The sequence below is a fragment of the Rhodanobacter sp. T12-5 genome, from assembly GCF_008329435.1.
In the GTDB taxonomy this organism is placed as follows: Bacteria; Pseudomonadota; Gammaproteobacteria; order Xanthomonadales; family Rhodanobacteraceae; genus Rhodanobacter.
Window position 1 is genome coordinate 776,780 of the sequence record NZ_NPKN01000002.1, and the last position, 18,701, is coordinate 795,480.

The window sequence follows — 18,701 nt, forward strand, 5'->3', positions numbered from 1 at the left end:
GCGCATGAAACAGGAGTGAGTGAGGAGGAGTGAGAAACGCGTCGGCTTCTCCGCACCTAGTCGTTTTTCACTCCTCCTCACTCGTTTCTCGCTCAATGCCCCGCCGCGTCGTTCCAGAGCAGCTTGTGCAATTGCATCTGGAATCGCACATCGAGCTTGTCGGCAATGATCCATTCGGCCAGCTCACGCGGCTCGACCGCGCCGTGCACCGGCGAGAACAGCACCATGCAGCGCGCCGCCAGCGCATGTTCGGCCAGCATCGCGCGGGCCCACTCGTAGTCGGCGCGACTGGCGATGACGATCTTGACCTGGTCGTGCGGCAGCAGGTGGTCGAGGTTCGACCACAGGTTGCGCCTGCTTTCACCCGAGTCGGGCGCCTTCAGGTCCATCACCTTGCGCACGCGCGGATCGACCGCGGAAACGTCCAACGCGCCGGAGGTTTCCAGCGACACCTCGTATCCGGCATCGCACAGCTTCCGCAGCAGGATCAGGCAGCGCTTTTGCGCCAGCGGCTCGCCACCAGTCACGCAGACATGCCTGGCGCCATGCGAGGCAACCTCGGCGAGGATGTCGTCGATCGCGTGCCAGTTGCCGCCGTAGAACGAATATTCGGTATCGCACCAGACGCAGCGCAGCGGGCAGCCTGTGAGGCGCACGAACACGGTGCGCCAACCGATCGCGTCGGCCTCGCCCTGTATCGAGTGGAAGATCTCGGTGATGCGCAACCGCTCGGCGTCGGCCGCAACGGGCGTGGTGGACGCCACGCCTGCGTCTTTGCCGCTCACCACGGTGACCTCAGTTGCCCGACTGCTGTTGCAGGCGTTGCAGGCGCTCCTGGGCCAGGCTGGCCGCCTTGGAACCCGGGTATTTGGTGGTTACTTCCATCAACGTGGACTTGGCCGCGTCAGTCTGCTTGAGCTCGAGCTGGCTGTAACCGACCTTGAGCAGGGCGTCCGGCGCCTTGTCGCTCTGCGGGAACAGGTGGAGCAGTTTCTGGAACGACTCCAGCGCCACCGGGTAATTGGTGGTGACGTAATACGATTCGCCCAGCCAATACCACGCATTCGGCGCGAGCGGATGATCCGGATACTTCTGGGTGAAACTGCGGAAGTCGCGCGAAGCCTGCGCATAGTCGCCAGCGCGAAGCTCCTTGAATGCCACGTCATACGCGGCCTGGCCAGCGGCGGCATCGGTCGCACCTGCGGCACCGGCAGCTGTCGGCGCGCCAGCGGCGCCAGTGCCTGCAGCGCTTGCCGTCGCTGCCGGGGGGACGTTCGCAGCCGTCGCCGACGACGCGGGTGCCGCTCCCGCATTGCCACCCTCAAGGCGTCCGAGACGGGCGTCGAGGTCGGCGTATTGGGCTTTGTTCTTGTCATCGAGCATCTGCAGCTGGTGCTGCAACTCCTCGATCTGACCTTGTAGCTGCTGCACCTGCGCCTGCAGTTGCTGCACCTGATTGACCATGCCGATACCGGATTGGTCCTTGTTCTGTGCCTGCTGTTCCAGGCGCGTGACACGGTCGGCGAGACTCAGTCGCGAGTCCTGCGCGGATGCCGGAAACGCGAACAGCATGGCGGACGCGATCGCGCCCGCCATGCCGAGCCTGGCTGCAAAGCTGTTAGCCAGTCGCTTCATCATTACTGCGCCGTGTAGACGATCTCGACACGACGATTCTTGCCCCAGCAGTCCTCGTTGTGCTCACGGCACACCGGCTTCTCTTTGCCGTAGCTGATCACTTCGAGCTGGCTGGCCGAACCGCCGGCTGCCTGCAGCGCGCTGGAAACAGCATTGCCACGACGCTCGCCGAGGCCGAGGTTGTACTCGCGGGTGCCGCGCTCGTCGGTGTTGCCTTCGAGACGGATATGCGAGGTCGGACGATCCTGCAGGTACTTGGCGTGGCACGCCATGATCTGCTGGAACTCCGGCTTGATCTCGGTCTTGTCGAAATCGAAATACACGACGCGCTGACGCAGGCAGGCATCGGTATCGAGATCGGCGGGGGTGTACTTGCCATCAGACACAGGAGCCTGGGTCTGGGTGGTCTGCTCGGGAGCGGGAGCCTGCGGCTTCACTTCCTGCTTCTTGGAGCAAGCGGCCGCGCCTACGCAGAGCAGGGCAACCAGGGCGACGCGAACGGTCTTATTCATGGTGACGTTCCTTACGAGTTGAGTTCCGACAAACGATGAAGATTGGAATTACGGGACAGCTGAAGCTGACGCCGGTAGACCGGCTGTTATTTTCACATTTGAAAGATCGAAGGTGCGTGAGACTGCACGATCGACCTGACTGGCAATGACGCGTCAAAGCGTCACCGCCGGAAACCGAGACGGGCACGAGCACGTTCGGGCCCGATCCTTGGGCATCATGCTGCCGCACTTGCGTGCAGCAGCATCAAAAAATCAACGTTGCCGGTATGGACCCCAGGACGGTTCGCGCACATCGCCATCAGAGAGCACAAGGCGCTGGCGAACCAGACCATCAGCCGATACGGCATACAACACGCCGCGACGTCCTTCGGTTGCGGCGTACAGCAGCATGCTGGCATTCGGAGCAAAACTCGGGGACTCGTCAATCGGACCCGGCGAGAGGGGCCGCACCTGGTCACCCAGGCTGCGATCCATGATGACAATACGATACACGTTCCCATTGCCCTGCACCATCGCGATTTGCTTGCCGTCGTAGCTTACCGACGCGTCCGCGTTGTTCTGGCCCTGGAAGCTGATCCGCTGGGGCGAGCCGCCGCTGGCCGGGATCTGATAGATCTGCGGTCGGCCGGAGCGGTCGGAGGTGAAGTAGATGCTCTGGCCGTCCGGCGCCCAGACCGGTTCGGTGTCGATCGACAGGCTGTGGGTCAGCCGGGTCTCCTGGTGGGTGGCCAGGTCGAGCACGAACAGCTCGAGGTTGCCGACATACGACAGCGCCACCGCCAGCTTGGTGCCGTCCGGCGACCAGGCCGGCGCGCCGTTGATGCCCCGGGCGTGCGCCTCCACCAGCTGGCGCGAGCCCGTGGTGATGTCCTGCACGTAGATGTGCGAATTGCCGCTCTCGAACGAAACGTAGGCGATCTTCTTGCCGTCCGGCGACCATGAAGGCGACAGCAGCGACTCCTTGGAACGAGCCACCACCTGCGGGTTGTAGCCGTCCGAATCGGCCACGATCAGCGAATAGGTGGTGTTGTTGCCGAGGCCGACAGAGGTGATATAGGCGATGCGTGTCCAGAACGCACCGCGCACGCCGGTGATCTTCTGGTAGATCTGGTCGGCGATCTGGTGCGCCACGCCGCGCAGGTCGCCGGCCGGCACGGTGAAGGCCTGGGCCAGCAGGCTCTGCTGCTTGTTGACGTCCCACAGCTCGTACTCGATCCGCAGCGAACCGCCGCCGGCGTCGCTGATGCGGCCCACGGTGATGTAATCCTGCTTGAGCAGGCGCCAGGTCGGAAACTTGATGTCCGCGCCGCGGGCCGGGAATTCCACGATGTCGCTCTTGGCCAGCGAGCGGAACTTGCCGGAACGGTTGAAATCGTTGCGGATCACGTCGGCGACGTCGGTCGACAACGGCGCGCCGCCATCCTGCGCGAACGGCACCACCACGATCGGAGTGGCAGTCTTGACGCCGCCGACGATGTCGACGTTCAACGACTGCGCGGCCACCGGGCCAACGAACAGCGCCGCCACGGCCAGCAGGACGACGGCGAAGCTTGAGCTGAATTTGCGCATGGGCTTGATCATTGCGGCCTGAAGGTGAAGGTGAGTTTGCGCTGGAACACGCTTTCGAAGCCCTTGTAGGGCAAGGTTTTGGTCCGCAGCACTGCATTTTCTACCGAACGGCGGCCGGCATCATCGTATGGACAACTGGAATCGACAGTGGCGCTCAACACGTCACCGCCAGGTGACTGCACGATATCCACCTTACACGGCACCGCCGGTATGTTATCTGGCCGCAGCCAGTTGGGCGTGACCGCATTCTGAATGGCTGCTGCGTATTCGTCCGCCAGATTGCTGTTCGGGCTGTTGTTGCCGGTCTGCCGCTGAGTGGCCGCTGGCAGGTCGGGCTGGCCGTCGTCCTGGGCGTTTTTCAGGTCTTCCATCTGCTGCCTGGCCTGCTTCGCCTTGTTGTCCAGCCGCTTGGTCTGCGCCGAGGCGGCGTCCATTTTGGCAAACAGGGCGTCCAGCTGCTTCTGTTTTTCCTCTTTCTGCTTGGCGGCCTGGGCGTCCAGTTCGGACTGGCGCTGGCGCTGCTTTTCTTCCTGCAGTTTCTTTGCTTCCTCGGCCTTCAGCGCCGCATCCGCAACCACGCGCTCCTGATCCACCACGTCGACGTGCTCCGGCGGCGGCGGCAGCGTCTTCACCTTGGGCGCTTCCACCGCGGGTTTCGGCGGCGGCACGGTCGGCGGCGGCGGGGTGGAGTCGGGTACCGGCTTGACCTTCACCGCCTTCGGTGGCGGGCTGCCGGTGGGGCCGATCAGGGTCGCTTCGATGATCGGACCCTGCAGCTCCAGCGGCTTCGAACAGGTGATCGGATTCATCCAGGCCGGCAGGCCCAGTGCATTGACCACGTTCTCGTAGCTCGAGCACGGCAGGATCGCGAGGAACAGGAACCCCACGATGCCGATATGCAGGATGGCGGAAAGTACGACCGCCTTCGGCGTCGCCTTACTTTCGTCCATTGGACGCGCTCTTGCCCTGCTCAGGCTGGCCCATCAGGCCCACCTTGGCGACGCCGGCCTGCTGCAAGTCGGCCAGCACCTTGAACACGCCGCCGTAGCTGCCGCGCTCGTCGCCGCCGACCAGCACGCTGACTTCGGGATTCTCGCGCACGAACGCGCCGACCTTGAGCTTGAGCGTGTCTTCGTCGACCAGCTCCTTCTTCGCCCCGCTCAGGGTCAGGTAGAGCTGGCCGTCCTGCAGCACCGAGACCAGCACCGGATCCTTCTTTTGCTGCAGCGATTTGGCGTTGGCCTGCGGCAACTGCACGTCGACGCTGGAGTTCATCATCGGCGTGGTGACCATGAAGATGATCAACAGCACCAGCATCACGTCGATGTACGGCACCACGTTGATTTCGGATTTGAGCTTGTAGCGCCGCTGGCGGCCGGTCTTTCGCATGGCTGCTGCTCCGCTCAGGCGACGTCGTCGGTCTGGATCTGCCGCTGCAACACGGAGGAGAACTCCTCCTGGAACACGTCGTAGCGCGACGCGATGCGTTCGACCTTGGTGGCGTAGCGGTTGTACGCCCACTGCGCCGGGATCGCCGCAAACAGGCCCATCGCGGTGGCGATCAATGCCTCGGAGATGTGTGGCGCAACCACCGCGATGGTGACGTCCTTCATCTCGCCCAGGCCCTGGAACGCACCCATGATGCCCCACACCGTGCCGAACAGGCCCACGTACGGGCTGATCGAACCGACGTTGGCGAGGAACTCCAGGTTGCGCTCGAGCAAGCCGATCTCACGGGTGCCGGCCACCTGCATGGCGCGCTCGGAGCCTTCGATCACGCTGCGCGTGTCGTGTGTCTTGCGCTGGCGCTGGCGGGCGAATTCACGAAAACCCGACTCGAAGATGTTTTCGATGCCACCGTTATTGGCACCGCCGTTGCTGACCTCGCGGAACAACTGGGCCAGGTCGCCGCCGGACCAGAAGCGCTCCTCGAACGCCTCGGCGTCTTCCATCGCCGCCTTGGTCTGGGTGTATTTGCGGATGATGATCACCCAGGACAGGAACGAGAAAACCAGCAGTACCAGCAGTACCAGCTGTACCGGCAGGCTCGAATCCCCGATCAGCGTGAAAATGTTCAATCCACCGTTCATTGCTTGCAGGTTCTCCGCCAGTCGGCTTGGGTTGTCTTCAAAATGCAGATTCGGGAATCAGATCAGCCGGAATCGGTGCGGCACGCATGCGCTGAATATCGACGCAAGCTACCCGCACTTGCGCGCCGATCAGGCAGCTTCCGTCGGTCTTCGTGATCGTCTGGATGAACAGGATACTGGCTGCGCGCCGTTCTTTGACTTCGACCGTTACCGACAGTTCATCATCCAGCAGGGCTGGCTTGAGGAAATCGATCTGCATGTCGCGCACCATGAAGGCCAGTCCGGTGGCCTGTTTGAACGCCATCTGGTCGACGCCGAGCGAACGCATCCACTCGCTGCGGGCTCGTTCCATGAAACGCAGGTAGCCGGCGTGGTAGACCACGCCGCCGGCATCGGTGTCTTCCCAGTACACCCGCACCGGCCAGCTGAAAGGCGACGGCAGAGACTCAGACATCGCTGGCACCGGCACCGAACAGGTCGGCTGGTCCCGCCGCACGTGGCGGCGGGACCAGCCCGAGGTGTCGCCAGCCCCGGGCGCTGATCATCCGCCCGCGCGCGGTGCGGACCAGGTAACCCTGCTGGATAAGGTACGGCTCGACCACGTCCTCCAGGGTGCCGCGGTCCTCGCTCAGCGCGGCGGCGAGCGATTCCACCCCGACCGGGCCACCGTCGAAGTTCTCGACGATCAGGCTGAGCAGCCGCCGATCGAGTTCGTCGAAACCTTCCGGGTCGATCTTCAGCATGTCCAGCGCCGCCTGCGCCACCGGCAGGGTGATCTCGCCGCCAGCGCGCACCTCGGCGTAATCGCGCACCCGGCGCAGCAGGCGGTTGGCGATGCGCGGCGTGCCACGCGAACGGCGGGCGATTTCCTGCGCGCCTTCCAGGGCGCAGGAAATGCCGAGGATCTTCGCCGCGCGGCGCACAATCGCGGTGAGCTCGTCGGCGGTATAGAACTCCAGCCGCTGCACGATGCCGAAACGGTCGCGCAACGGCGCGGTAAGCATGCCGGCGCGGGTGGTCGCACCGATCAGGGTGAACGGCGGCAGATCCAGCTTGATCGAGCGCGCGGCCGGGCCTTCGCCGATCATGATGTCGATCTGAAAATCTTCCATCGCCGGGTACAGCACTTCCTCGACCACCGGCGACAGGCGATGGATCTCGTCGACGAACAGCACGTCGTTCGCTTCCAGGTTGGTCAGCAGCGCGGCGAGGTCGCCCGCACGCTCCAGCACCGGGCCGGAAGTGGAACGCAGGTTGACCCCCAGCTCGTTCGCGATGACGTGGCTCAACGTGGTCTTGCCCAGGCCGGGTGGTCCGAAGATCAGCACGTGGTCGAGCGCCCCACCCCGTTTCCTGGCGGCCTCGATATAGATCGACAGCTGCTCGCGCACCGCCTGCTGGCCGAGGTATTCGGCAAGCCGCTTCGGCCGGATGGTGGCTTCCAGCGCCTCGTCGTCGAGCTGGGCGGTGGCGGTGATGATGCGGGCTTCGGTCATGCCGGCATTATGAAGGCAGAAACGAGTGGGGAGGAGTGAGAAGTGAGTGGGAAACGGCTTTACTCGTTTCTCACTCCTCTCCACTCACTCCTAGATCTCCACCTGCGCGCCCAGCTCGATCAGCCGGTTGCCCGGAATCTGGAAGAACGCCGTGGCGGGCATCGCGTTGCGCGACAGGAACGCGAACAGCTTGTCGCGCCACAGCGCCATGCCGGGGCGACGCGCGTCGGCAACGATGTTCTCGCGCGACAGGAAGAAGGTGGTGTCCATCATGTCGAAGCCGAGGCCCTCGCGCGTGCATTGCGACAACGCCAGAGGAATGTTCGGATCTTCGGCAAACCCGAAGCGCAGCTCCAGCCCGAAGAAGTCGCCCTCCAGCGCCGTGATCTCGATGCGCTCGTCGGCGTCGGCCACCGGGGTTTCCAGCGTCTCGACGGTCAGCAGCACGTTGCGCTCGTGCAGCACCTTGTTGTGCTTGAGGTTGTGCAGCAACGCATGCGGCACGGCGTGCTGGTTGGCAGTGAGGAACACCGCTGTGCCCGGCACGCGCAGCGGCGGATGTTCGGCGATGTTCTCGATGAATGGCGCCAGCGCCAGACCGCCCTGCTTGATCTCGCGCACCACCAGCTCGCGGCCGCGGCGCCAGGTCGTCATCACGCTGAAGATCACCACGCCCAGCACCAGCGGGAACCAGCCACCGTGGGCAACCTTGAGCAGATTGGCACCGAAGAACGAGAGGTCGATGATGAGGAACAGCACGCCGACCAGCACCACGGTCGGCCAGCTCCAGTGCCAGCGTTTGCGCGCCACCACCAGTGCCAGCAAGGTGGTCATGGTCATGGTGCCGGTCACCGCGATGCCGTAGGCGGCACCCAGATTGTCCGAACTGCGGAACAGCAATACGGCCAGGATCACCAGCACCATCAGCATGCGGTTGACCCACGGCACGAAAATCTGCCCGGACATCTCGCGCGAGGTATGCACCACCGCCAGCCGCGGCGAATAGCCCAGCGACATCGCCTCGCGGGTCATCGAGAACGCGCCGGAAATCACCGCCTGCGACGCGATCACCGCAGCACAGGCCGACAGCACGATCATCGGATACAGCAGCGCCGGAGGCACCATCAGGTAGAACGGGCTTTCGATCGCACGCGGATTGCCCAGCAGCAACGCGCCCTGGCCGAAGTAATTGAGCAGCAGCGACGGCAGCACGAAACCGAACCAGGCCATCCGGATGGGCTTCTTGCCGAAGTGGCCCATGTCCGCGTACAACGCCTCGGCACCGGTCAGCGCCAGCACCACGCCGCCGAGCGCAATGAACGAAGTGTCGCCGTGGTTGAGGAAAAAGCGCACGGCATGCAGCGGATTGACTGCATAGAGCACCTGCGGATTGGCGATGATCTGGCGCACGCCCAGTACCGCCAGCACCACGAACCAGAGCGTCATCACCGGCGCAAACGCCTTGCCGACCTTGTGCGTGCCGTGTCGCTGCACGGCGAACATGCCCAGCAGGATCGCCAGCGCGATCCACACCACGTACTTGCCCAGTCCGGGCGCGGCGACCTCGAGACCCTCCACCGCACCGAGTACCGAGATGGCCGGCGTGATCACGCCGTCGCCATAGAACAGCGATGCACCGAAGATGCCGATGCCCGCCAGTACCCAGCGCGCACGTGCCGAACCGCTCATCGAGCGCTGCGCCAGCGCCATCAATGCCATGATGCCGCCCTCGCCCTTGTTGTCCGCGCGCATCACGAAGGTGACGTATTTCAACGACACCACCATGATCAGCGACCAGAACACCAGCGACAGCACGCCCAGCACCGCAGATGGCGTCGGCGTCATGCCGTGCGTGCCGAGGGTTTCCTTCATGGTGTACAGCGGGCTGGTGCCGATGTCGCCGAACACCACGCCGATCGCGCCCAGTGCCAGCGCGGTCAATCGGCGACGGGTCTCGGGCGACAGTTCGCCCTGGTTGATTTCATGGCTCACGATCAACCTCCGAGCGCAGCGCGCAGCGCCTTGCGGATGATGGCTTCGGCGCTGTCGCCTTCGGCGGCGACCTTCTGCACCAGCCGGGTGACCTCGACCGGCTTGTAGCCGAGTTGCTGCAGCGCCACGGTGGCTTCGCCGGCCGCATCCATCGGTGCACCCGCCAGATGCGTCGACGCACCCGGCACGCCGGAAAGGCCGTCCAGCCGGTCGCGCAACTCCACCACGATGCGCTCGGCGGTCTTTTTGCCGATGCCGGGAATCTTGGTCAGCGCCACCACGTCGCCGCTTTGCACCAGCCGCGCGAAGTGGTCGGTGGACACGCCGGACAACACCGCCAGCGCGATCTTCGCGCCGATTCCGCTGACCTTCAGCAGGTTGCGGAACAGCGCGCGCTCGCTCTCGTGCAGGAAGCCGTACAGCGTGTCGCTGTCTTCCTTCACCGCATGATGGATCAGCAGGATCACTTCCTTGCCGATGCCCGGCAGGTCGTAGATCGTCGACATCGGTGCTTCGACTTCGTAACCGACGCCGCCGATCTCGACCAGCAGCGAAGGCGGTTGCCTGGAGACCAGGATGCCGCGCAGACGTCCGATCATCGGCGGCGCCTCCCATCCGTATTCGTCAGCGGCGCCTTCATCGACGTCGCCCGTATGTCGTTTTTCATCGGCGCCGCCTCCAGGCCGTGCGCGGAATGCCGACGCGCATCAGGCTGGCACGGGTATGCGCGTGGGTGACCGCGATGGCCAGTGCGTCGGCGGCGTCTGCCTGCAGCGCCCCCTTGAGGCCGAGCAATACGCCGATCATGTGTTGCACCTGGGTCTTGTCGCTGCGGCCGCTGCCGACCACCGACTGCTTCACTTCGGTTGCTGCGTATTCGTGCACCACGATCCCCCGACTGACCACCGCGCAAATCGCGGCGCCGCGCGCCTGTCCCAGTTTCAGTGCCGAATCCGGGTTGCGCGCCATGAAAACGCGTTCGATCCCGCACTCGGCGGGCTGATGCGCGGCGATGATGTCACACAGTTCGTCAAAGATGCGTTTCAGGCGCAGCGGGAACGTGGCCTCGCCAGCCACCATCAGCGCGCCATGAAAGACGTGCGTGAGCTTGCCCGCATCGTCGACGTCGATAATGCCCACGCCGGTGCGCTGACTGCCCGGGTCGATGCCGATGATGCGGGTCATGGCGGATGCGAAGCGAAGGCCGCAGGCCTCCGGCTTATTCGGCAGCCTCGGTCGGCAGCAGGGCGTTGTGCGACACCTCGCTCACGTCGTCCAGCGCGTCCAGCTTTTCGAGCAAATCCTGTAGCGCCTCCAGCGCCTCCTCGGGCACCTCGACGCGATTGTTCGGGCGCATCACCACGCCGGCATGCACCGCGTTCAGCCCGGCATCGACAAGTGCCTGCTGCACCGCCTCGAATTGCTCCGGCGCGCACAGCACGGTGCTTTCGCCGTGCTCGTTGACGACATCGTCGGCACCGGCCTCCAGTGCCGCTTCCAGTACCTTCTCCTCCGCTGCCTCGTCGCCCGCGGTGGCGAACACCAGCTCGCCGCAACGGCTGAACTGGAACGCCACCGAACCGCTGGTGCCGAGGTTGCCGCCGTGCTTGGTCAGCGCATGGCGCACATCGGCCACGGTGCGCGTCGGGTTGTCGGTGAAGCTCTCGATGATCAGCGCGATGCCGGCCGGGCCGTAGCCCTCGTAGCGCAACTCCTGCATGTCGGCGCCGCCGTCGGTACCGGAGCCGCGCTTGATCGCGCGCTCGATGGTGTCCTTGGTCATGTTCGCCGACAGCGCCTTGTCGATCGCCGCACGCAGGCGCGGGTTGCCCGCCGGGTCGGCGACTCCGGCACGCGTGGCCACGGTGATTTCGCGGATCAGCTTGGTGAATACCTTGGCGCGCTTGGCGTCCTCGGCATTCTTGCGACCTTCGATGGACGGGCCTCTACCCATGACAATGCCTGCACTCGGATCAAATGAACGAACCGGGAATTTTACCTGATTTCCGCCCCTGTGCCGGCCGACCGCGGAGTAACCGCTCAACCGGCCTCGAAGTGGCCCTGGCGCAGGAACCGCGCCACGCGCTGGGCCACGTCGGCGGAAAACAGCAGGCCGGTGTGGTTCGCCTCGACCACGCAATGGTCGGTCAGCCCCGCCAGCCGGGTTTCCTCGACCGCAACGGTGCCATCGTGCTCGCCGGCGAAATGGCCAAGCATGGCGCCCAGGCCCAGCGGCATGCAGCCCGCGATCATGCCGACTTCGCGCGGCCCGTCCCAGTGTTCGAAGCCCTGTTCCAGGAGTGCGCGGTTGTGCCCCAGCAAGACTTCGCCGCCGCGACCCCAGGCGGCAAAACCACGCGCTGCGGCGCTGCCCTTCAGCGGCGAGCCCAGGCAGACGATGCGGCCCGGCGGCAGGTCGTCGTGGAGACAGGCGCGCAAGGCCAGCAGGCCGCCCAGACTGTGCCCGACCAGATGCACCGCATCGGCCTCGGTCGCCAGCCCGGCGATGCGGGCGTGCAACTGATCCAGGATGCGTTGCTGGGTGGCCGCCACGCTGAGGTAGTCGAAGCGATGCACGCGAAAGCCCGCCTCGATCAGCCGACGGTGCAGCATGGACAGCGCAAAGCCGCGCATCCACAGGCCATGCAGCAGGATCACGTGCTCGCTCATGGCGCGTCGCCGAAAGGTTGCACGGGGAACTGCCGGCGGATCAGCCGACAGCCTCCTTGTCAGCCGCCACGCGCACATGCAGCTCTTTCAGCTGGGCGTCGCTCACCATCGACGGCGCGTCGGTCATCAGGTCCTGCGCGCTGGTGGTCTTGGGGAAGGCGATCACGTCGCGGATCGACTCGGTGCCGGCCATCAGTGCGGCGATGCGGTCGATGCCGAACGCCAGGCCACCGTGCGGGGGTGCGCCGAACTTGAGCGCCTTCAGCAGGAAACCGAACTTCATCTCGGCCTCTTCCGCGCCGATGCCGAGCAATTCGAACACCGTGCTCTGCATCTCCGGCCGATGGATACGGATCGAACCGCCGCCGATCTCGTTGCCGTTCAGCACCATGTCGTAACCGCGGCTCACCGCATTGTGCGGATCGGCGCGCAGCTGCGCCGCGTCATCCACCTTCGGCGCGGTGAACGGGTGATGCAGGGCGACGAAGCGCTGTGCCTCGTCGTCGTATTCGAACATCGGGAAGTCGGTGACCCACAGCGGCTTCCAGCTGTTCTCGACCAGGCCGCGATCCTTGCCGAGCTTGAGCCGCAGCGCGCCCATGAAGTCGGTGACGGTCTTCCACGCGCCGGCACCGAAGAACACGATGTCGCCGCTCTGCGCGGCGGTGGCCTTGAGCACGCCCTCCAGCGCCGCGTCGTCGAGGAACTTCGCCACCGGCGAATTGATGCCCTCGCGGCCCCTGGCCAGATCCTCGACCTTCAGCCAGGCCAGACCCTTCGCGCCGTAGCGCGATGCGTATTCGGTCAAGCCGTCGATGTCCTTGCGCGACAGCGCGCTGCCGCCCGGCACGCGCAGTGCAGCGACACGGCCATCCACGTCATTGGCCGGCTCGGCAAAGACCTTGAACTCGACGTGCTTCACCGCGGCGGCGATGTCGACCAGCTCCAGCGCGATGCGCAGGTCCGGCTTGTCCGAACCGAAGCGACGCATCGCCTCGGCCCAGGTCATGCGCGGGAACGTGGCATCAAGCTCGACGCCCTGCACTTCCTTGAACACGTGGCGGATCAATTCCTCCACGAAGTCCTGCACGTCCTTTTCCTCGACGAAGGCGAACTCCAGGTCGAGCTGGGTGAACTCCGGCTGGCGGTCGGCGCGCAGGTCCTCGTCGCGGAAGCAGCGCGCGATCTGGTAGTAGCGGTCGAAGCCGGCCACCATCAGGATCTGCTTGAACAGCTGCGGCGATTGCGGCAATGCGTAGAACTGACCCGGATGCACGCGACTGGGCACCAGGTAATCGCGTGCGCCTTCGGGGGTGGCCTTGGTCAGGATCGGCGTCTCCACATCCTGGAAGCCGCGCTCGTCCAGGTAACGGCGCAGCTCCTGCACCAGACGGATGCGCTTGCGCATCATCGCCTGCATCTCCGGACGACGCAGGTCGAGGTAGCGGTAGGTCATCCGCATGTCCTCGTTCGGATTCTCGTGCAGCGCGAACGGCAGGTCCTTCGCGGCGTTGAGGATCTCCACCGTATCGGCCAGCAATTCGACCGTGCCCGTCTTCAGCTTGTCGTTGACCGACACGCGCCGGCGGATGGTGCCGGTGACACGCAGGCAGTACTCGTTGCCGATGTCGCTGGCGACGGCAAATGCCGCGGCGTTGTCGCGCTCGATCACCACCTGGGCCAGGCCCTCGTGATCGCGCAAGTCGACGAAGGCCACATGGCTCTGCAGGCGCAGGGTATTGACCCAGCCGCACAGGGTGACGGTCTGGTCGATCAGCGACTCATCGATGAGGCCGCAGTAATGCGTGCGCATGCGCTTGAAACTCCGGGCCGCGTGGCGGCTGAAACAGGTGGAAAAGGCCCGGAATGTTACCACCGCGACGCCTGGCGGGCTTCATGCCGGCCTGCTGGCGCGCCCGCACGGGAGGTCGTTACCAGCGCCGATCCACCGAAAATTCGCCACGACAGCCGTGGTCCGTCCAGATCCCGGCACGGTTCCAGCCCCAGCTGTAATCCAGCGTGCAGCGGCTGTCGGATTGCTGCTGCAAGAGCCGTACGCGGCCATTCGCACCGACATCGACCTGGCAAAAGGTATAGCGCTTGCCGTTGCTGTCGCAGCCCATCCGTATCTCGCGATTCCAGCCCGCACCCGGTCGCCAGCGATCATCGCGGTCACCGCGATCGTCGTCGCCATGGCGGTCAAGGTAATCATTGCGGTCATGCGGGCCATAACGGCCACGGACCTCGGCGAACTGCCCGCGACAACCGTGATCCACCCACAAGCCCTCGCGATCCATGCCCCAGCTCAGGCCGCGGGTGCATGCACCTTTCGATTCCTGCCGAACCAGCTCGGCATCGCGCCATGGCACCGCGCAACGATTGAATTGGCCGCCCTTGCTCTCGCAACGAATCGACCGCCCGGCTTGCGCCTGGGCGGCCGGCGCGGCAGTCAGCAGAAATGCGCCCAACAGGCCTGTCAGCGCGCCAGGCAGAATCTTGTCCGAATACATACGCATGAGCGTCTCTCCCTGGAGTTGCCGCCATGCCATCGCGGCCGGCTCAAACCGTACCCGAAGCCGCCTCTGCCGCGCTCGTCTGTCGGCCTCTCCAGCCAGCCGGCGTTCAGTCGTTGCCGGCGGCCTTGGCCGGCGCCGCGGGCGCCGGCGCGGCAGCAGTCGACGCGGGCGTCGTTTCGGTGCCGGCGGCAGGTTTGGCCTGGGCGCCAGTGCCGCCATCGACCAGGTTGCGCTTCTTGTCGCCATCCTTCTTGAAATCGGTTTCGTACCAGCCGCTGCCAGCCAGCCGGAACGACGGCGCGCTCACTTTTCGCTGCAATTGCGGCGCAGCGCAGGCGGGGCAGATGCTGGGGTCGGGATCGGACAACTTCTGCAGGCGGTCGAACCGGTGGCCGCAGCCGCTGCATTCGAATTCATAGATGGGCATGGAAACTCCAGACAGTCCAACCAGGGTTGGGTGGGCAACTGGCCATTATCGGCGTCTTCGGTCGGATTTCAACGTACCACCGGGGCCATGGCTCCCAACCGCACCGAGGCAGTAGCCTGCTGACCAGGGGCCTGCATGACCGCTCCAGCAGGCTTTCGCACCATGGATTTGGACTGATGGACGTATAGACGTCCATTGACGGAGGCTCGACAGCTGACTAGTCTGCAGTTGCTGCGTCGCAACAACCATGAATCCGGAGAGTTCCTCATGCGCATACGTTCCAACCTGATCGCTCGGGCATGGCTGCCTGCCGCCGTGTTGCTGGCCCTGGCCGGCAATGCCGCCGCACAGGATGTCGGCACGCCGACTCCGGCCAAGGCCAAAGAGCTTGGTGCGGTGATCGTCACCGGCACGCGCTCCGACAGCCGCACCGAAAGCAGCTCGCTGACTCCGATCGACGTGGTTTCGGCCAAGGTGCTGCGGCAGACCGGCACCAATGAGCTTTCCACGGCACTGGCGCGCATCATCCCGTCATTGACCTTCCCGCGCCCCTCGGCCGCGGACACCGCCGACTCGCAGCGGCCGGCGCAATTGCGTGGCTTGTCGCCGGATCAGGTATTGGTGCTAGTCGACGGCAAACGCTGGCACCCGGGGGCGATCATCCTGACCAACGGCGTGCTCGGACGCGGCTCGCAAGCGGTGGATCTCAACACCATCCCGATGAGCGCGATCGACCATATAGAAGTGTTGCGCGACGGCGCCTCGGCCCAATACGGTTCCGACGCCATCGCCGGCGTGATCAACGTGATCCTCAAGAAGGGCGCCGCCGGCGGCGACGTGGAACTCACCGGCGGCCAGTACTCGGCCGGCGACGGCCGCATCTGGCAGGGATCGGCGAATTTCGGCATACCGCTGAATGCCGACAAGGGCTGGCTGCGCTTCAGCCTGCAGGACGGCCACCAGGACATCACCAACCGCGCCGGGGTGGACCGCCGGCGCCCGCAGGACGGCGTGCGCCAACGCTTCGGCGACCCGGCCGTGCGCGACCACAACCTGTTCCTCAACAGCCAGTACGACCTGGCGCCCGGCGTCCAGCTGTACGCGTTCGGCCACTACGGCAATCGCGCCAGCACATCGACCGCATTCTTCCGCAGCGCGACCAATTCCAATGCGGCGCCGACCATTTATCCCGACGGCTACCTGCCGCTGGAAAACGCCGACTCGACCGACCAGTCCCTCGTGGTCGGCATCCGCGGCAAGACGGCGGGCGGATGGCGTTGGGACATCAGCGGCAACTACGGTGCCAACCGGGTTTCGTACGCCACGAAAAACAGCGTGAATCGTGCTTTCCTGAATGACTTCGGCTTCAGCCCCACCCGCTTCCACGATGGCATCCTGAAGGCCACCCAGCAATCGTTCGACATCGACATCGCCAAGGAACTGTCGGTAGGCTGGCTGCCCAACGCGGTCACACTGGCGTTCGGCACCGAATACCTGCGCCAGGGCTACCGCATCGCCGCCGGCGATCCGGCCTCCTACTACGTCGGCACTTCCGGTATCTCGGGCGGCGCGCAGGGCTTCGGCGGTTACCAGCCTGCCAACGCCGGCTCGCACGCGCGCCACAACGTGGCCGAATACCTGAGCCTGGAAACGAATCTCACCGATCGCCTGGGTACCTCGCTGGCGGTACGGCACGAGGACTACTCGGACTTCGGCACCACCACCTCCGGTTCGCTGGCCGGCCGCTTCGACTTCACCGACCGCTTCGCCCTGCGCGCCAGCGCCTCCACCGGTTTCCGCGCACCCTCACTGGCGCAGCAGTTCTACGCGTACACGCAATCGTTGTACTACGGTCCGGGCAATGCGCCGCCCGGCCTGGCTCCCGGCATCTACAACACCGGCCTGGTCGGCGCCACCAGCCCGATCGCGCTGTTGCTTGGCGGGCAGCCGCTGAAGCCGGAGAAGTCGCACAACTATACGGCTGGCCTGGTGTGGAACCCGCTCGATGCATTGAACCTCAGCGTCGACCTCTACCAGATCACGATCAGCGACCGCGTCACGCTGTCCAGCAACCTCGCGATCACCGAACCCGCGGTGCAGGCCTACCTGGCAGCGAACGGCATCACCAACACCAACTACAGCAGCATCGCCTACTTCACCAACGCGGTGGACACGCGCACGCGCGGCATCGATTTCGTCGGCAGCTACCTGTTCGATTTCGGCAACGCCGGCACGTTGCAGACCACGCTGAGCTACAACTACAACAAGAACAAGGTCACCCGGGTCAAGCCGAATCCCGCGATCCTGGATTCGCTGGGACTGAACCTCAAGCGCATCGACCGCCGCGACCAGTACGGCCTGCTGGCCGACACCACGCCACGCAGCAAGCTGATCCTCAACGGGTTGTACAGCGTCGGCAACTGGAGCCTCAACGGCACGTTGACCCGGTATGACAAGTTCACCGCGTACAACTCATCCAACCCCACCTTCGACCAGACCTACGGCAGCAAGTGGTTGCTCGATCTGGCGCTGAACTACAACCTCGACCGCTGGAGCTTCAGCCTCGGCGCGGACAACGTGTTCAACACCTACCCCGACAAGGCTTCAGCCGCGCTCAACAACGACAACAACGGTACTTTCCCGTACTCGGTGTTCTCGCCGTTCGGCTTCAATGGCGCCTACGTGTACGGCAAGGTCGGCTATCACTGGTAAGCCAGCCCGCGACCGTGCCGCCTGGCCGGCACGGTCGCACCCCGCGGCATTCGCCGACCGGTTCCTGCGTCCCCGCCTACAGGCGGCCTCCGTGGGTCATCCCGCGTCGTACGGACGCGTAACGCTTCCTCATGATTGGTGACGTGACAAACCCCGATTGACGCGTCCAGAATCTGCCCCGGCCCCCGCGAACGCCTTTGCGTCGCGGCGCGCGGCCACGATGGGGGATTGGGGACAGCGTCGCATCATCAACCGGGAGGGGAACTCATGAAACCTGCGTACCGTGCAACCATCATCAGCACAGCACTGGCCTTGGCGCTTGGCGCAAGCGGTGCATTGGTGGCCCGCGAGGCCCCGACCATGACCGTCGCGGTGATCGACTTCACCAACCAGGCCAGTTCCGCCGGCTGGTGGAACAGCGACGTCGGCAACCAGCTCGCCGACGTGCTCGGCAACGAGTTGAGCGCGACCGGTGATTTCAAGGTGATCGAGCGGCAGAAGATCGACGCGGTGCTGGCCGAGCAGGATCTGGCCGCCTCCTACCGAATGCGCCCGGGCAGCAGCCCGCACACCGGCAACATCACCGGCGCCCAGTATTTGGTCACCGGCAGCGTCAGTGCGTATAGCGAGGACACCTCCAACACCGGCGGCGGCCTCAATATCGCCGGCTTCCGGGTCGGCGGCGGCAAGTCGCAGGCCTACGTGGCGATCGACCTGCGGGTGATCGATGCGGAGACGTCCGAGGTGGTGTACTCGCGCACCGTCGAGGGCCGCAGTTCCGGTGGCGGCATCAATCTGAGCGGTTACACCCACGGCGTCGGCGGCGACTTCGTGCATTCGAAGAAAACGCCGGCCAGCAAGGCGGTGCGCGCCGCGCTGATCGAGGCCACCGACTACCTCGACTGCGCGATGGTCAAGCGCGACGGTTGCGAGGCACGCTACCAGCAGAAGGAACAGCGTCGGCGCAACAGCGACAAGCAGGTGCTCGACCTCGACGGCTGAGCTCGCGCCGGCATCGCGGGTAGGTACGACACCAGCCCCTCGTCAACACACGTTGACGAGGGGCCTTGCCATCGAGGGCA

At 65.0% G+C, this 18,701-nt stretch carries 19 protein-coding genes; 2 read left to right on the forward strand and 17 right to left on the reverse strand.

The window, feature by feature from the left end:
- Window positions 1-92 precede the first annotated feature (92 nt).
- The 17 genes from queE to CIW53_RS07760 all read right to left on the reverse strand — a co-directional run bounded on the left by queE (window position 93) and on the right by CIW53_RS07760 (window position 14,907).
- Window positions 93-785, reverse strand: coding sequence for a 7-carboxy-7-deazaguanine synthase QueE (queE, locus tag CIW53_RS07680; protein ID WP_149364082.1), 693 nt, complete (start codon window positions 783-785; stop codon window positions 93-95).
- 10 nt (window positions 786-795) lie between these two features.
- The gene (ybgF, locus tag CIW53_RS07685) at window positions 796-1,638 is read right to left on the reverse strand and encodes a tol-pal system protein YbgF (RefSeq protein WP_172969608.1); all 843 of its coding nucleotides are present in this window, start codon (window positions 1,636-1,638) and stop codon (window positions 796-798) included.
- On the reverse strand, window positions 1,638-2,147 hold the full coding sequence (gene pal, locus CIW53_RS07690) for a peptidoglycan-associated lipoprotein Pal (RefSeq protein ID WP_149364083.1): 510 nt from the start codon (window positions 2,145-2,147) through the stop codon (window positions 1,638-1,640). Before pal ends, ybgF begins: the two co-directional genes overlap by 1 nt.
- A 252-nt stretch (window positions 2,148-2,399) precedes the next feature.
- Complete coding sequence (gene tolB / locus CIW53_RS07695; RefSeq protein WP_172969609.1) at window positions 2,400-3,728, reverse strand: Tol-Pal system beta propeller repeat protein TolB; 1,329 nt, start codon at window positions 3,726-3,728, stop codon at window positions 2,400-2,402.
- Complete coding sequence (locus tag CIW53_RS07700; RefSeq protein WP_149364085.1) at window positions 3,725-4,666, reverse strand: cell envelope integrity protein TolA; 942 nt, start codon at window positions 4,664-4,666, stop codon at window positions 3,725-3,727. The genes tolB and CIW53_RS07700 overlap by 4 nt, the downstream gene beginning before the upstream one ends.
- Entirely contained in the window at window positions 4,653-5,105 is a 453-nt protein-coding gene (gene tolR, locus CIW53_RS07705; RefSeq protein ID WP_149364086.1) for a protein TolR, read from the reverse strand. Before tolR ends, CIW53_RS07700 begins: the two co-directional genes overlap by 14 nt.
- A gap of 14 nt (window positions 5,106-5,119) precedes the next feature.
- Window positions 5,120-5,806, reverse strand: a complete 687-nt coding sequence (gene tolQ, locus CIW53_RS07710; RefSeq protein ID WP_149364087.1) for a protein TolQ — start codon at window positions 5,804-5,806, stop codon at window positions 5,120-5,122.
- Between the two features lie 37 nt (window positions 5,807-5,843).
- Window positions 5,844-6,260 (reverse strand): tol-pal system-associated acyl-CoA thioesterase, encoded by a 417-nt coding sequence (gene ybgC / locus CIW53_RS07715; protein WP_149364199.1) that lies wholly within the window; start codon window positions 6,258-6,260, stop codon window positions 5,844-5,846.
- Complete coding sequence (gene ruvB, locus CIW53_RS07720; RefSeq protein WP_149364088.1) at window positions 6,253-7,302, reverse strand: Holliday junction branch migration DNA helicase RuvB; 1,050 nt, start codon at window positions 7,300-7,302, stop codon at window positions 6,253-6,255. The genes ybgC and ruvB overlap by 8 nt, the downstream gene beginning before the upstream one ends.
- A 90-nt stretch (window positions 7,303-7,392) precedes the next feature.
- Window positions 7,393-9,294, reverse strand: a complete 1,902-nt coding sequence (locus CIW53_RS07725) for a potassium transporter Kup (protein WP_149364089.1) — start codon at window positions 9,292-9,294, stop codon at window positions 7,393-7,395.
- 2 nt (window positions 9,295-9,296) lie between these two features.
- On the reverse strand, window positions 9,297-9,893 hold the full coding sequence (gene ruvA, locus CIW53_RS07730) for a Holliday junction branch migration protein RuvA (RefSeq protein WP_149364090.1): 597 nt from the start codon (window positions 9,891-9,893) through the stop codon (window positions 9,297-9,299).
- Window positions 9,894-9,957: 64 nt separating this feature from the next.
- Window positions 9,958-10,479 carry a crossover junction endodeoxyribonuclease RuvC gene (gene ruvC, locus CIW53_RS07735; RefSeq protein WP_149364091.1) on the reverse strand — a complete coding sequence of 174 codons (522 nt, stop codon included), beginning with the start codon at window positions 10,477-10,479 and terminating at the stop codon, window positions 9,958-9,960.
- A 34-nt stretch (window positions 10,480-10,513) separates the two neighbouring features.
- Window positions 10,514-11,248 (reverse strand): YebC/PmpR family DNA-binding transcriptional regulator, encoded by a 735-nt coding sequence (locus CIW53_RS07740; RefSeq protein ID WP_149364092.1) that lies wholly within the window; start codon window positions 11,246-11,248, stop codon window positions 10,514-10,516.
- A gap of 86 nt (window positions 11,249-11,334) precedes the next feature.
- Window positions 11,335-11,964 carry an alpha/beta fold hydrolase gene (locus CIW53_RS07745; RefSeq protein ID WP_149364093.1) on the reverse strand — a complete coding sequence of 210 codons (630 nt, stop codon included), beginning with the start codon at window positions 11,962-11,964 and terminating at the stop codon, window positions 11,335-11,337.
- Window positions 11,965-12,004: 40 nt separating this feature from the next.
- Window positions 12,005-13,777 (reverse strand): aspartate--tRNA ligase, encoded by a 1,773-nt coding sequence (aspS, locus tag CIW53_RS07750; RefSeq protein ID WP_149364094.1) that lies wholly within the window; start codon window positions 13,775-13,777, stop codon window positions 12,005-12,007.
- A 118-nt stretch (window positions 13,778-13,895) separates the two neighbouring features.
- Window positions 13,896-14,480: a DUF3011 domain-containing protein gene (locus CIW53_RS07755; protein ID WP_242451812.1), complete on the reverse strand. Its 585-nt coding sequence runs from the start codon at window positions 14,478-14,480 to the stop codon at window positions 13,896-13,898.
- A 106-nt stretch (window positions 14,481-14,586) separates the two neighbouring features.
- Entirely contained in the window at window positions 14,587-14,907 is a 321-nt protein-coding gene (locus CIW53_RS07760) for a zinc ribbon domain-containing protein (protein WP_149364095.1), read from the reverse strand.
- Between the two features lie 267 nt (window positions 14,908-15,174).
- Here CIW53_RS07760 and CIW53_RS07765 point away from each other — a divergent pair, with 267 nt between their 5' ends.
- Entirely contained in the window at window positions 15,175-17,619 is a 2,445-nt protein-coding gene (locus CIW53_RS07765) for a TonB-dependent receptor (protein ID WP_149364096.1), read from the forward strand.
- Between the two features lie 267 nt (window positions 17,620-17,886).
- Complete coding sequence (locus tag CIW53_RS07770) at window positions 17,887-18,621, forward strand: CsgG/HfaB family protein (RefSeq protein WP_149364097.1); 735 nt, start codon at window positions 17,887-17,889, stop codon at window positions 18,619-18,621.
- Window positions 18,622-18,701 lie beyond the last annotated feature (80 nt).